General features: G+C 71.1%; 12 protein-coding genes. 8 read left to right on the top strand and 4 right to left on the bottom strand.

Going from position 1 to position 13,362, the window contains the following annotated elements:
* The first annotated feature begins 33 nt into the window (after window positions 1-33).
* The 4 genes from ABT352_RS13205 (at window position 34) to ABT352_RS13220 (ending at window position 3,047) form a co-directional block, all read left to right on the top strand.
* On the top strand, window positions 34-591 hold the full coding sequence (locus tag ABT352_RS13205) for an SdpA family antimicrobial peptide system protein (RefSeq protein ID WP_350944959.1): 558 nt from the start codon (window positions 34-36) through the stop codon (window positions 589-591).
* Complete coding sequence (locus tag ABT352_RS13210) at window positions 585-1,748, top strand: sporulation-delaying protein SdpB family protein (RefSeq protein WP_350944960.1); 1,164 nt, start codon at window positions 585-587, stop codon at window positions 1,746-1,748. Before ABT352_RS13205 ends, ABT352_RS13210 begins: the two co-directional genes overlap by 7 nt.
* On the top strand, window positions 1,745-2,206 hold the full coding sequence (locus ABT352_RS13215; RefSeq protein ID WP_350944962.1) for a thiol-disulfide oxidoreductase DCC family protein: 462 nt from the start codon (window positions 1,745-1,747) through the stop codon (window positions 2,204-2,206). The genes ABT352_RS13210 and ABT352_RS13215 overlap by 4 nt, the downstream gene beginning before the upstream one ends.
* Before the next feature lie 190 nt (window positions 2,207-2,396).
* A complete protein-coding gene (locus ABT352_RS13220) occupies window positions 2,397-3,047 on the top strand; it encodes a sporulation delaying protein family toxin (protein ID WP_350944964.1) in 651 nt (216 codons plus the stop codon).
* Window positions 3,048-3,212: 165 nt separating this feature from the next.
* On the opposite strand, the gene ABT352_RS13225 is transcribed toward ABT352_RS13220, so the two are convergent.
* The gene (locus ABT352_RS13225) at window positions 3,213-6,596 is read right to left on the bottom strand and encodes an ATP-binding protein (RefSeq protein ID WP_350944965.1); all 3,384 of its coding nucleotides are present in this window, start codon (window positions 6,594-6,596) and stop codon (window positions 3,213-3,215) included.
* Window positions 6,597-6,822: 226 nt separating this feature from the next.
* A complete protein-coding gene (locus ABT352_RS13230) occupies window positions 6,823-9,012 on the bottom strand; it encodes an N-6 DNA methylase (RefSeq protein ID WP_350944967.1) in 2,190 nt (729 codons plus the stop codon).
* A 302-nt stretch (window positions 9,013-9,314) separates the two neighbouring features.
* Between ABT352_RS13230 and ABT352_RS13235 the strand changes: the two genes are divergently transcribed.
* The gene (locus ABT352_RS13235) at window positions 9,315-9,839 is read left to right on the top strand and encodes an RNA polymerase sigma factor (protein WP_350944968.1); all 525 of its coding nucleotides are present in this window, start codon (window positions 9,315-9,317) and stop codon (window positions 9,837-9,839) included.
* Between the two features lie 26 nt (window positions 9,840-9,865).
* A complete protein-coding gene (locus ABT352_RS13240) occupies window positions 9,866-10,975 on the top strand; it encodes a CU044_5270 family protein (protein WP_350944970.1) in 1,110 nt (369 codons plus the stop codon).
* A gap of 165 nt (window positions 10,976-11,140) precedes the next feature.
* On the opposite strand, the gene ABT352_RS13245 is transcribed toward ABT352_RS13240, so the two are convergent.
* The gene (locus ABT352_RS13245; protein ID WP_350944972.1) at window positions 11,141-11,551 is read right to left on the bottom strand and encodes an ATP-binding protein; all 411 of its coding nucleotides are present in this window, start codon (window positions 11,549-11,551) and stop codon (window positions 11,141-11,143) included.
* On the bottom strand, window positions 11,548-11,835 hold the full coding sequence (locus tag ABT352_RS13250) for a hypothetical protein (RefSeq protein ID WP_350944974.1): 288 nt from the start codon (window positions 11,833-11,835) through the stop codon (window positions 11,548-11,550). Before ABT352_RS13250 ends, ABT352_RS13245 begins: the two co-directional genes overlap by 4 nt.
* 233 nt (window positions 11,836-12,068) lie before the next feature.
* Between ABT352_RS13250 and ABT352_RS13255 the strand changes: the two genes are divergently transcribed.
* Window positions 12,069-12,899, top strand: coding sequence for a helix-turn-helix domain-containing protein (locus ABT352_RS13255; RefSeq protein WP_350944976.1), 831 nt, complete (start codon window positions 12,069-12,071; stop codon window positions 12,897-12,899).
* A gap of 20 nt (window positions 12,900-12,919) precedes the next feature.
* Window positions 12,920-13,339 (top strand): DUF397 domain-containing protein, encoded by a 420-nt coding sequence (locus ABT352_RS13260; RefSeq protein ID WP_350944978.1) that lies wholly within the window; start codon window positions 12,920-12,922, stop codon window positions 13,337-13,339.
* Window positions 13,340-13,362 lie beyond the last annotated feature (23 nt).

Below are 13,362 nucleotides of genomic sequence, written 5' to 3' on the forward strand. Positions count from 1 at the left end.
GGAACCGGGCCTTGAGAATCCACGGAGATTCCGTTGACCGAAACCGCCACGGCCAGGCGCCTCGGGTGGGCGCTCGTCGGCATTGTCGCCTTCTGGGGATCAGTGATCTTCTACGTGGTGCACACCCAGCTGCCGAGCAACGCCATCTCGCTTCCCGGGCAGGAGCAGCTGAGGCTGACCATCACCACCCTCACCCCGCAGGGGTGGGCGTTCTTCACCAAGTCGCCGCGCGAACCGCAGATCGGCGTGTGGCAGACCGCGGGCACCGGCGGCTGGCAGGACGCGCGACTCGGCCCGCACTCCGAACCGCGCAACGTGCTGGGCTTCAACCGGCGCTCCCGGGCCCAGGGGCTGGAACTCGGCATCATGCAGACCTCGGTTCCCGCCGACGGATGGGTGGCGTGTGACGGCGGCGACGTCGCCTCATGCCTCGACCGAGCCCCCAGCGCCGTGACGATACGCAACATTGCGCCCAACCCCGTCCACTGCGGTTCGGTGGGCCTCATCCAGCGCGAGCCGCTGCCGTGGGCGTGGGCCGGGAGCGACACGGCCATGCCCGCCAAGGTCGCCCGATTGGAGGTCACATGCTGACCAGAGCCGGTCTCGCCGTCGCGCGCCTCGCGCGGGTCTCGCCATGGACGAACGTCTACGGCCTGGCCCGTACCCTGATGGCGCTCGGCACGCTGGGCACACTCCTGTTCAGTCACAGCACCTCGCTCTTCCGCCCCGCGCAGGGAATGCCCGACTTCCCCAACTGCTCGGGCATCGCTCAGGTCAGCGTCTTCTGCGTGGTCCCGAGCGACCAACTGGAGATCGCCCGCTTCCTCTCGGTCGGCCTGCTGCTGCTCGTGGTCATCGGCTGGCGTCCGAGGTTCACCGCCCTGGGGCACTGGTGGGTCACGGTCAGCCTGATGGCGTCGGCCACCATCCCCGACGGGGGCGACCAGATCAGCTCGGTCGTCACCCTGCTGCTGCTTCCCATCGCGCTGATGGACGGGCGCAGGTGGCACTGGGGCCCGCCCGCCGACGTGAGCGAACGCCCGGCCCTGTCGTTCTTCGCCTGGACGACCTTCTTCGTGATCCGCCTGCAGGTCGCGGGACTCTACTTCCAGGCGTCGGTGGCCAAGCTGAGCCACGCGGAGTGGGCCGACGGCACGGGACTGTGGTACTGGCTCACCGACCCGTTCTTCGGCATGCCGAGCTGGATCAAGCCGTTGCTCACCCCGATCCTGGTCAACCCGATCGGCGTCACCCTGATGACGTGGGGGCCACTCGTCATCGAGTTCGCGATCGCACTCGGAATGATCGCTCGCCGACCGGTCCGGCCGTACCTGCTCGCCGCGGGTGTCGCCTTCCACATCTCGATCGGTGTGCTCATGGGCCTCGGAAGCTTCATGTTCGCGATGCTCGCCTGCCTGGTGCTCCATCTGCGCCCGGTCGACGTGCCGTTCCGGCTGCCCAGCCGCCTGCGGGTCCTCACCCGGCTCGACCGCGTACGGGCGACCTGGCCGGTCCTCACGCGCCGTCCGGGCGCGACCTCGGGGGCCGCCTCCGCCGTTCCTGACGAGGTGACGGCCGTTCCCGCACCGCAGGAGGCGTCGGTCGCACCGCAGGAGGTGGTGGTCGGCGCCGCGTCTCCGGAGGCGATCACCGCCCCCGACCCCCAGGACGAGGCCGGGCGGGCGTCTCCCGTCCCTGCTGTCCCCGCTCCGGCCCATGCGGGCCCGGCTCCCGAGGGGCGGCCGTGATCCCGGTGGGAACGCCCGCGCGTTTCCTGGTCTACGACGGCGACTGCGGATTCTGCGCGAACGCGCTGCGCACCCTGCGCCGTGTGCTCCCCGACTGGCCGGACACCTTCGCCTGGCAGGCCCTCGACCTCGCACATCACGGGCTCTCGCCGGAACAGGTGGCCGGAGCCGCCTGGTGGATCGAGCAGGGGAAGGCGCCGGCCGGTGGCGCGCGGGCCTTCGCCGCGCTGCTCGTCTGGCAGCGCTCGCGTGGATGGCGCGTACTCGGGAGGCTCATGTCGGTCCCCCCGGTGTCCTGGGCGGCACACCTGGTCTACGCGGTGGTGGCCAGGACGCGGCACCGCCTGCCCGGCGGCACCCCCCTGTGCTCGGTACGCGGCGAAAGCGCGGAATGGCGGGCCGGCCTGTCGGCGAGATCGGCGTCAGAGCGCCCCTCACGCCGCGAAGGACGGTCGTGACCGGGCCGGGCGTCGCCGGCCCGAGCGCGAAGGGGCCCTGTTCCGGCCGGTCGTACCGGCCGGGACACGAGTGGGCTCCAGGCTGAGCCCGGCGGGCCCCGGTCGCGGCGCGAGGTGCGTTCCCCGCCGGGGACCGCTCCGGTCTCACGACCGGGTTTCATCCATCGTTCACGTATGTGGAAGGAGTTCGATGCGGGTATCGAAGACGGTTCTGGCGGCGTTGGCCGCGGGGTTGGTGGCCGGTGCGGTGGTGGTGCCGGTGCACGCGGCCGGTGCCAGTGCCGGTGCGGTCGTGGCCGGGGCGGGGGTCGTGGTCTCGGCGTACGACGGGGAGAGTGTCTATCGGGGTCTGATCCTGGGGATCGGCCCGGTGGCCGAGAGGTTCCCCGAGATCGTGCGTCCGGCCGGTGGGGTGACGGCCAAGCAGGAGGAGTTCGCCTCCGCGGTGGTGGCGGCGATCTCGAAGAAGGATCCGGCGTTCCTCGCCTGGTTCGGCGGGGAGATGACCAGCGGCGACCGGGTCAGGATCGACCGGGCCTTCACGACGGCGCGGAACCTCACCCGGGACGTGCTGGCCGAACGGTTCGACTTCAAGGCCGACTCCACGGCCGCCGATCGGGCGAACGGCCTGGTGACCTATCAGATCGCCCCGATGGCGGGCTATGTCTACGAGGTCGTCACCGTCAACCAGGTCGTCAACGTGTACAAGGTTCTCAACAGGGTCCGGGAGTCCGGCGACACCGCCGGGCAGGAGGGGAACGCGCTCGTGCTGGACCCGGACATGGCCCGGTTGCAGCACGAGCGTTTCGTGGATCTCGTCGCCGAACGGCTCACCGCCTGAGCGGCGTGCCCTTCGTCCCCTCGTCCTCTTGTCGCCGCGTGACTCGCCCTGCGGGCCTGCCCGAGCGTTTCACGGCTTGAGCGGTTCACGCTCTGGGCGGCTTGTGGCCTGAGCGTTTCACGGCTTGAGTGGCTTGTGGCCTGAGTGGTTCACCACCTGAGCGGCTCATCGACCGAACGACGGCCCCACCCGCCGGGCAGCGCCCGGCGGGCCCGGGGCCGTTCCCGCCTCGCCGTTCCCTCGGGACAGCGCAGCCGTCGCCCGGTCCCGCCAGGCGGTGAGCCCGTTCCTGTCGGCCTGCCCGGCCAGGCTCAGGAGATGCCCGGCGGCGCTCTCGTGCTCGCCCAGCGTCGAGGCGAGCAGGGCGAGGAACCAGTCCACCGGGCCCGCCAGGGCGATGGCCGAGCCCACCGCGATGCTCCCGCTGTGCGGCAGTAGCGCCGCGTAGCTCTCCCGGCAGGCCGGCAGGTCGCCGACCACGGCCTGGGCCTCGCCCTGCAGGCAGGTCATGGTGAGCCAGGACCAGTCGCCCGGCGGCCTGGGCCAGCCGTTCTCGACCGTTCGCGCGGCCTCCTCGACGCGGCCCTGGGCGCACAGCCGCAGGATCCCGGCGTCGTGGTCCATGGTGGTGTGGATGCCGGTGATCGAGGCGATCAGCGTCTCGGTGTCGGTCATGGAACCGCGCCGGTGATGCAGCAGGATGCGCCCGGTGGCCACCACCGCGCCCGCGTACCACATGCCGAGCCGTCCGGCCTGCCGCTCCGCCTCGCGATACAGCGCCTCGGCGTCGTCGAAACACTCGGCCAGGACCAGCCGGTTGGCGCGCCACATGGTGTGCTGGAATCGTGGCCAGGGCAGCGGCAGCCGTTCCAGCATCGCGTCGCAGCGGAGGGCGGCCTCGTCCGCGCCGGCCACGTCGAACAGCTGCAGCCTGTGATGGGTCAGCAGGATCCACCCGAGCAGCTCGTACTCCGGCATCCGGGTCCGCGACGCCAGTTCGACCAGCTCGGTGGCGATCTCGACCAGCTCGTGTGGGTGGGCCGCCTGGGGCAGCGAGAGCTGACGGGCGTTGAGCATCCGCATGAGCAGGTGCGGATCCCCCAGCCTGCGCGCCATCTCGACGGCCTCGGCGGAGAAGGAGTCGCAGCGCGGGTCGTCGCTTCCGTCGTAAAGCTCCTGCGCGAGCCCGCCGAGCAGCCGCGCCCGCTCGGGACCGTCCTCCTCGGGCAGCGACCGCAGGGCCATCTCGAAGCGGTGCACCAGCCGAAGCTCCACCTCCTCGTACGGGTTGCGCAGGGTCCAGGCCGACGGGGCGTCCAGCGAGGTCAGTACGCGGGCGATCAGCGTGGGGCCGCCCCGATCGGCGACGCGGTCGGCGACGCGGATGGCCCGTGCCCGCGCCTCGCGGGCGCCGAGCGGGTCCCCGGCCTTCAGCAGCGCCTGGATCTGCCGCAACAGGAGTTCGACGTGGTCGAGCGGGTCGCCGGCGGAGGAGCCGTGGGCCTCCACCGCCCGGCCCCACCACAGGGCCGCCTCCTCGTACGCGAGCCGGAGGGACGCCTGCTCCGCCACGGCGCGGGCCCACCTCGTCGCCTCGCCGTACGCGGCGGGACCGGCCTCGATCGCGTGATGGGCGATGACGGCCACGTCCACGGCGGGGCGGGCGGCGAGGGCCTTCATCACCTCCCGATGGATCCTCGCCCTGCGCAGCGGGGGGATGTCCTCCAGGAGGGTCTCTCTGACCAGGTCGTGCGCGAAGGCCATGCGACGGTCGCGGGCCAGCAGCAGCCCGGCGTGCGCGGCCCTGTCCAGCGAGTCGTACACCTCCCCCCGGCACGCCTGGGCGACGACGTCGGGATCGAAGTCCCTGCCGAGCACCGCCGCCCTCCTGAGCACCGTGCCGACCTGCGGGCCGAGCGCGGCCACCCGCCGCCGGATCAGGTCGGCGACCGCGCCGGGTACCGCGTCCAGGGTGCCGCCCTGGGCGAGCATCCGCACGGTCTCCCTGACGAAGAAGGGGTTGCCGCCGGTGCGTTCGGTCAGCGCGCGGGCGGCGCCCCCGTCGATCTCGACACCGATCTCCGCGGCGATGGCCCGTACGGTGTCGGAGCCGACACCGGTCAGCCGCAGGCGGAGCGGGTTGTGGCGGGCGAGCCGGCCCAGCACGCCGTCGAGGGGGAGCAGGTCCGCGCCCTCGCGGAACGCGGTGACCACCGTGACGGCGGCACCTCTCGCCGCGTCGCTCCCCATGCCGCTCCCCGGGCCGTTCCCCGCGTCGTTCTCCGCGTCGTTCTCCGCGTCACCGATGAGCGCGACCAGGTCGCCGAGCAGGCCGAGTGAGGCCGCGTCGGCCCACTGCAGATCGTCCAGGACGATCACCGTGGGCCGGGTCCGCGCGGTCTGCCTCACCCAGTCGGCGACGGCCTGGTGGCGGCGGAGCCGGGCGGCCTCCGCCGAGCCCGTGGGCGTCTCGTCGTCCATCAGCCCGGCGAGGGCATCGGGGTCCGGCGGGGGGTAGACCCGGGCGAGTGCCCGCAGGATCTGCAACCACGGCCAGAGCGGAGGAGCGCCCTCGGTCTCGGGACAGCGCCCCCACAGCACCAGACGGCCGGACTCGGCGCACCGGTCCCTGAAGGCTTCGAGCAGCCACGTCTTACCGATGCCGGGCTCACCGCCCACCGTGGCGATCGCGAGTCCGCCGCCCCGCGCCGGCAGGCTCTCCAGGTCGGCGAGCTGCCGGTCCCTGCCGTGCGGGACCCGGCGGGCAGGGGAGAGCGGGACGGGAACCTCGGGGGCGGAGGGGAGCAGGAGCCGGTCGGACTGCCGCAGGATGTCCGCCTCCAGGGCCCGCAGCCCGGGACCGGGATCAAGGCCGAGCCGTTCGGCGAACAGGTCCCTGACCCGGCGCAGCACGGCCAGCGCGTCGGCCTGCCGCCCGGTGCGGTACAGGGCAAGGGCCAGCAGATGCCAGAGCCGCTCGCGCAACGGGTTCGCGTCCGCCTCGGCCTCCAGGCCGGTGATGACGGTCTGCGGACGGCCGAGATCCAGCCGGGCCTGGGCGCACCGCTCGACCGCGACCAGGCGCAGTTCGCGCAGGCGGTTGACCTCGGGGGCCGCCCACAGCTCACCGTGGAACTCGCCGTACGGCAGGCCGCGCCAGAGCCGCAACGCCTCCTCCACGCGGGTGAGTGTCTCGGCGGCGGGACGTGACTCCGTCCCGGACACCAGCTCGGTGAACCGGACCGCGTCGACGTCGGTCGCGGCGAGCAGGTAACCGGGTGGCCGCCCGACGAGCAGTCGAGGCGGTGTGCGCGGCGGGCGTTCCGGCTCGATGATCCGGCGCAGGTTGGACACGTACGCCTGGACGGTGGCCACCACGCTCGGCGGCGGGGCGTCACCGTACAGGTCGTCGATCAGGGTATCGGTGGGGACGAGCGCGCCCCCCGCGACGAGCAGCCGCGCCAGCACCGCCCGCTGACGTGGACCGCCCAGCCCCAGGCGAACCTCGTCATGATGAACCTCCAGCGGGCCGAGAACCCGAAAATCCATGCCTACCGCCTTCTTACGGTTGGCACAGCAGGTGCGGACCACTGTGACAGGAACGCGAACTGGGGTACATCGAACATCGTTTACCCTCGGTCGGCAAACCGGGTCCGATGCCCAGATAAATCATGAAATGTCGCCAGGGCATGGAGTCTCGCCGTGTCCGGCCGCGCGATGTCGCGAACGCCCAGGTGATCGCCCGCGTCCGGTTCGAGGTGTTATCCGGTGGAGATCACGGCCGGTTTCCCGGAAGCCTCCCGGCGGCTATGCCGTCGGTCAGACCGTCGACCAGCTTCCCGCCGATCGTCCCCGCCTCCCGCAGTGATCGCTCGAAGGCGGTGAGCCGCCGGAAGGCCTCGCCGTAGCGACGCTGCTCGTCGAGAGGGAGCCGCAGCACCTGCAGCCTGCGGACGTCGATGCGGGAGGACGTCGAGGCGTGGGTGCCCGCCTGCCTCGCGTTGGCCGGGGCGCGCAGGCAACCGGCGAGGAACCAGGGATCGAGGAGTGCCGGATCGGCCCGGAGGGCGTACAACTGGGAGCCCAGCACCGTGGGGGCGTCGGTGTCGACCCAGGCGCCGAACGCCCGGTGGGCGCCGACGACCACCACCTCCTGCGGTGCGGTCAGCGTGAGGCCGCCCGCGTTCTCTCCCGCGGAGGCGTCGGACGCGGTCAGCCAGCCGGACGATCTGCCTCCGGCCGGCATGTCGGCGACGGTCAGCACGCGTACGGCGTCGTCGGGGGCGTCGCCCGTGCGCACCAGGCCGTCGGCCGGTTGCTGCCCGGCCCGCATCGTGAGCGCACCCGCCCGCAGCAGGTCGCCCACGGTCACCGTGCCCTGGCCCGCGGGCTCCTCACCGCTCAGTTCGAGGGCGGACAGGGTCGCGGTCAGATCGCGCAGCTCGTGCAGGAGGGTGCCGAACCGGTTCCACGAGCGCCGCAGGCCCAGGTTCGCGGAGGTCGCCTTCTTCGGGACGTGCCGCGCGGGGGTGAGGTCCACCTCCTCGTCCAGCAGGTCGATCACCGGGACCACGGCGTGATCGGCCGACCGCTCCCCGTCGGCGTCTCCGACCGGAGCCGCCGGAGTCGTCCGGGCTGCCTGGGGTGCCTGGCCCGTCCGGGCCGCCTGGATCGTCCGGAGCTCCTGGACGGCCGACACCACGCGCCTGTGCAGGAGGGGCCAGTCGATCGCCGCCCTGCCCGCTCGCTGCGTTCCCCCCGACGGCTCCTGCTGGACGTCGGCCGCGTCGACCAGGAGCACCCCGGCCCCCGCGTCCGTTCCGCCCTCGGCCGGTGCCCGCAGGACCCACAGGTGCAGCGCGACGCTGTGCGGGGGCGCGGACCCCGGAGGCAGGGCGACCACCGCGCGCAGCACACCGCTGCGGAGCAGTCCCGCCCGGACCCGGCGCCCCGCCCTGCGGGAGGCGACACCGGGCGGCAGCAGCAGCACGGCCGTCCCGCCGGGTGCCAGGCGGCTCAGCGCGTGCTGCGTCCAGGCGAGCTCCGGCTCGGTGCGGGGAGGCAGGCCGTACGTCCAGCGGGCGTCGGTGGCGAGTTCCTCGTATCCCCAGTCGCGTTCGTTGAACGGCGGGTTGCACAGCACCACGTCGGCGCGGACATCGGGTTGGGGATCGGCGCGCAACGTGTTCCCCGCCCGTACGTCGACCTCCCAGGCGCTGTCACGCTCCGGGGAACGGCCGGCGAGCAGGAGCCGTACGGCGGCGAGCGCCGCCTGGGTCGCGTCCACGTCCTGGCCGAGCAGTCTCAGCGGGGCACCCGAGGCAGGCGCGTCCGCCGTACCGGCCCACTGCCGGGCGGCGGCGAGCAGGAGACCGCCCGTGCCGCACGCGGGGTCGAGCACGGTGCCGACGTCACCGGCCTCGCCGTCGCGCGACAACCCGGCGACCTCGGCCATCAACGCCGCCAGCGGGGGCGGCGTGACATTGATCTGCCGTACGTGGGTGTCGAGCCAGCGGCCGAGCAGGAAGTCGAAGGTGTCCCGGGCGCCGTGCTTCTTCGCCAGGCCGACCGCGCGTTCCACCAGGGACCGCTGGGCGTCGGAGAGGTCGGCGCCGCCCGGAAGCCATTCGGCGGTGTCATCGAGACCCGCCTCCTCACCGGTGAGCCTCGCGAGCCGGGCACCGGCGACGGCGATCGCCCTCCCCATCGCGTCGCGGTCACCGAGCGCCTCGAACTCCGGCCACAGCCGTTCCCGGCTGCCGACCTCGTCGAGCTTGCCCTGCCGCCTCAGCCACTCCTCCACCTGCGACAGCGCGAACTGCGGGCTGGTGTCCGTACCGCCGACCGGCGTGGGGAAACTGTCGTGACGGCGGCGCCAGTTGCTGACGGCCGCGCGCCCGACACCGGCGATCCTGGCTATCTCCGCCAGAGTGACGGAGACGGTGGGGTCGGCAGAAGGAGGCATCGTGTCTCCGGGTGAGGGCCAGAAAGGTGACGACCCGGCAGGAAAGCACGATGACGGCATGTGCCCAGGTGAGCGGCCCCGGCTTTCCAGAAGGTCATTTTGGCAGCCTATCCGTTGACTCAGTTCACCGTGGAGCCAACCCGGCCGTGGACATGGTCTGCTTCGCCGTGGGCGGGTCATCGCGCAGGTGGTGGCCTTGCGGCGTGCGTCGGTGATCGCCGTCAGCCCATATGGTGCCGCGAGCATGAGGGACGAATCGGCGGGACGCGGTAATCCGGACGCGTTCGGAGGGACTACTTGGTGTGGACGATCCCGAAGAACGATTCACCGACCTGTATGACCGGCACTACCGCAGCGTGCTCGGCTACGCCCTGCTGCGGGCCGAGCGCGACGTGGCCGAGGACGTCTGCAGTGAGACGTTCCTCGTGGCGTGGAGGCGGCTCGCGGAGCTCCCCGAGCCGCCGCTGCCCTGGCTGCTCGGCGTCGCCCGCAACCTGCTGGCCAAGCAGCGCGACTCGCGCACCCGCCGCCAGGCCCTGGTCGATCGGATAGCCGCCCTCACCACCGCACGCGACCAGGTGGCGTGGGACGTGGCCGAGCACGTCATCGACAGGGAGAACGCCCTGGCCGCGCTGTCGGCCCTGCCCGAGCAGGACGTGGAGGCGATGGTCTTCGCCACCTGGTACGGCCTGCCGCCGGAGCAGGCCGCCACCGTCATGGGGTGTTCGGTCCGCACGTACAACGTCCGGCTCCACCGGGCGCGCAAGCGCCTCACCCAGGCGATGCACGTCGGCGGCCCACGCCGCGTTCGCAGTCTCGAATCCTGATCCGCACCCCTTTGGAGACCCCTTTCATGGATGACCGTACGTTCGCCCGGCTCAGGCCCAGTGGGCTGGACGAGTTGACCGAAGACGGCTACCGGCGCCGCCGGGCGGGCGATCTGGCCCGCGCCTTCGCCACCCCGCGCACCGAACAGGCCGGGCCCGCCCGCCCTGCCCGGCCGCGCCTGCGGTGGCCGCACCTCCTCATGGCCGGCACGGTGGCCGCCGGGCTCGCGGCCACGGCCGTCGTCGTCACGACCGGCGGCTCCGGTACGGACCCGGCCGGTACGGGGCCGAGTGGCGCCGTGGTCGCCTCCACGACGCAGGGCGCGCCGGAACGCGTGGCCGACGCGCGCACGTTCCTGCTGGCCGCGGCCTCGACCGCGCGGCGAGAACCGGTGGCCTCCGGCCGCTACTGGTACGTCAACGAGCGCACCCTGCAGAAGGTGGACAACGCCCCCGGCGAGTCCACCGCCAAGACCAAGGCGGAGTCGGCCGAGTTGCCGTACGAGGCATACCTGGCCGACACCCGCGAGACCTGGCGCGCAATGAAGGCGGGCGAGGTGGGCCGGAGGGCGAGCAACCAGGACGTGAAGGTCACGTTCGGCTCCCCGCAGGACGAGGCCGCCTGGAAGGCGTCGGGGTCGCCCAAGCTGGCGGACGACAAGCCCAGGACCGCCGACGACACCTTCGAGCCGATCCTGTCGATCGACAACCCGAGCCTGAACCTGCGGAACGTCACCAAGCTGCCCACCGGCAAGGACGCGCTCAAGCGCCACCTGGACGACCTATGGAAGCGCAGCCCCAACTCCGCGGGCTCCGGCAAGGCCGTTTACCTCTGGCAGACGGGCGTGGACCTGATGACCGCGCCGATCACGCCGGGCACCCGGTCCGCCCTGTTCAAGGTGCTCGCCGACCAGCCGGGCATCACCTCGCAGGGTGAGGCGAAGGATGTGTTGGGGCGTACAGGGGTCGCCCTTTCCTCCTCGGCGGCCGACGCGCTCACCTTCCGCCTGGTCATCGATCCGAGTACGGCCGAGCTGCTGGAGTACGACGTGGTGCAGAAGGATGTGCCGCTACTGCGCGTGGCGCTGGCCGACATGGGCTTCACCGACAGGCTCGGCGAGCGCCCGAAGGACTGATCTCCCACGTGACCGTCATCCCACACCCTCACCGTGACGGTCACGGCCCCGCCCTCCTGATCGGCGAGCCGCCTGAACCTCAGGCGTGCCGCCGGTCAGGAGGGCTTCGGCCGAGGAGGTGGGGGGAGCGCGCAGCGGGGTGGGCGGTCCCAGCGGATCACGGGGTCATCGGCCGTTCAGCTGGAACCACACCACGCGGCCGGCGAGGATCTCGTACCAGCCCCAGGCCGATGACAGTTCTCTGACCAGCCAGAGTCCGCGTCCTCCGCCGCTTTCGGGGGAGACGTCCGCGCGCAGCAGGGGCCGGTGTCCGGCCGCCGATCCGGCGTCGATCACGTCGATGTGGAGCGTTCCATCGCGGTGGGCGACGGCGATGGTGATCCGTCCGCCGGCGCAGCGGCCGGAGTCGGAGTGGCGTACGGAGTTGGTGACGAGCTCGGTGAGCAGGAGGAGCGCGTCGTCGGTGTGCGGGTGGTCGAGCCCTTTGAGCAGGTCGCGGACGTAGCGGCGGGCCCGGGGGACGGCGGCGATCTGCGCGGGCACCTCGACCTGGCCCAGCAGCCCCAGCGCCCTCACCGCGCCACCTCGACCAGCCGCTCGGCCGCCTCCCGCATGCTGCTGCGCCCCTGCCCGTCGCGGCCCTGCCGGACGCGGCCGTCGTCTCGCCGCCGCCAGGTGAACACCGACGTACGGCCCCGCTGGGCGGTGGTGACCCTCGATCGCCCCGGGGGGACGAAGATCTCCACGCTCGGCCGCCGACCGGGCGAGAGCCTGACCACGGAGTCGAACCCGAGATCGTTCAACTCCCAGGCCAACTCCAGCAACTCACCGCCCCACCCCTGAAGATCACGAATCCTCATCCCTCGCCGCCCTTCGTACGTGACTCCCGTTGCTCTCTGGTGTTTGTCGCATACGCCCGATGTGTACTCAGGGTCATCGGGTGCACACGTAGAGCATGCAGCGATATGGCTCAACGCGCCAGCAGAAATGCAAACTTGCCATCGGGAAAGCTTCGACACTCTGTGTGGGTGAGCCGCTACTGTGGGCTCCAATCCGAGGGAGGCTGGATATGCGGCAAACAGGAAGCCCTACAGTGCGCAGGCGTCGCCTGGCCTCAGAGCTTCGCCATCTGCGTGAGCGCACTCAGCTAACGCTCGAGGAGGTCAGTCAAAAGCTCGGGTGGTCCACCTCGAAGATCTCGAGGATCGAGACCTCTCGTGTAGGCGTTGTCCCCAAGGACGTGGGTCTTCTCCTCGACCTCTACAAGGTCGGCGACTCCAGGCGGGAGGAGCTACTCAAGCTCGCACGCGACGCCAGGAAGAGGGGCTGGTGGCACGCCTATGACGATCTTTCCAGCGAGTACACCGCCTATATCGGCCTTGAGGCCGAAGCCGCTTCGATGCGTAGCTTCGCGCCTGCTGCTGTCCCCGGCCTTCTGCAGACGGAGGAGTACATACGCGCTGTTGTTCGTGCCGGCCTGGTCCTCGCGCCTCCCGGCGAAGTTGAGCACCGCATCGAAGTGCGTATGGTCCGGCAGGCGCTGCTCTCGCAGGCCGAGCCCTTATGTCTCTGGGCTGTTCTGGACGAAGCCGTCATCCGTCGCATCATCGGTGGGCCGACTGTGATGGGCTCTCAGCTCAAGCGGCTCCTTGATGTGACCGACCTGCCCAACGTCACCATTCAGATCTTGCCCTTCGCGGCTGGAGCCCACTCAGCTATGAGCGGCGCGTTTCAAATCCTCCAGTTCCCTGAGCCCGCCGACCCGGATGTGGTGTTTTTGGAGAATCTGACCGACAGTCTCTATGTGGAACGGGACGCAGATGTATACCGTTATACGGTGGCATTTGACCATCTTCGGGCCAAGGCGCTGGATCCGGATGACTCTCGGCGCCTCATCGCGGAGACAGCTGATCAACTCGATTGACCCTTGTGAAATGGGGCGGGATGTCAGAGATGGGTCTATCTCACGTCGCATGGCAAAAGAGTTCCCTTTGTGGTGCTGGCCAGGACTGCATCGAGGTCGGCGTCTGGCACAAGAGCAGCCTCAGTGGCAACGGCTCTGACTGCGTCGAAGTTGGCGTCTGGAGCAAAAGTTCGCTGAGCGGGAACGGTCAAGACTGCATCGAGGTAGGCGTCTGGAGCAAGAGCACTCTGAGTGGCAACGGTCAAAACTGCGTCGAAGTCGCCCTCGCTGAGACCTCTCAGGCCGAGCCCGGCCCGGGTGCTGACCTGCTCGTCCTGGTCCGTGACTCCAAGGACCCCGAGGGTCCCGTGCTGGCCTTCACCTCGACCGAATGGGATGCCTTCATCGCCGGCATCAAGAGTGATGGCTTCGACAACCTGGCCGCGCGTCACGAAGCATGATGTGAGCCGGTGGCGTCGGCTCC

The organism is Streptosporangium sp. NPDC000563, from assembly GCF_040299985.1.
Lineage (GTDB): Bacteria > Actinomycetota > Actinomycetes > Streptosporangiales > Streptosporangiaceae > Streptosporangium.

Excerpts from the sequence above, each read along its gene's own strand:
- ABT352_RS13210 (WP_350944960.1), top strand. The coding sequence starts at position 585 with ATGCTGACCAGAGCCGGTCTCGCCGTCGCGCGCCTCGCGCGGGTCTCG.
- ABT352_RS13220 (WP_350944964.1), top strand. The coding sequence starts at position 2,397 with ATGCGGGTATCGAAGACGGTTCTGGCGGCGTTGGCCGCGGGGTTGGTG.
- ABT352_RS13225 (WP_350944965.1), bottom strand. The coding sequence starts at position 6,596 with ATGGATTTTCGGGTTCTCGGCCCGCTGGAGGTTCATCATGACGAGGTT.
- ABT352_RS13230 (WP_350944967.1), bottom strand. The coding sequence starts at position 9,012 with ATGCCTCCTTCTGCCGACCCCACCGTCTCCGTCACTCTGGCGGAGATA.
- ABT352_RS13240 (WP_350944970.1), top strand. The coding sequence starts at position 9,866 with ATGGATGACCGTACGTTCGCCCGGCTCAGGCCCAGTGGGCTGGACGAG.
- ABT352_RS13250 (WP_350944974.1), bottom strand. The coding sequence starts at position 11,835 with ATGAGGATTCGTGATCTTCAGGGGTGGGGCGGTGAGTTGCTGGAGTTG.
- ABT352_RS13260 (WP_350944978.1), top strand. The coding sequence starts at position 12,920 with ATGTCAGAGATGGGTCTATCTCACGTCGCATGGCAAAAGAGTTCCCTT.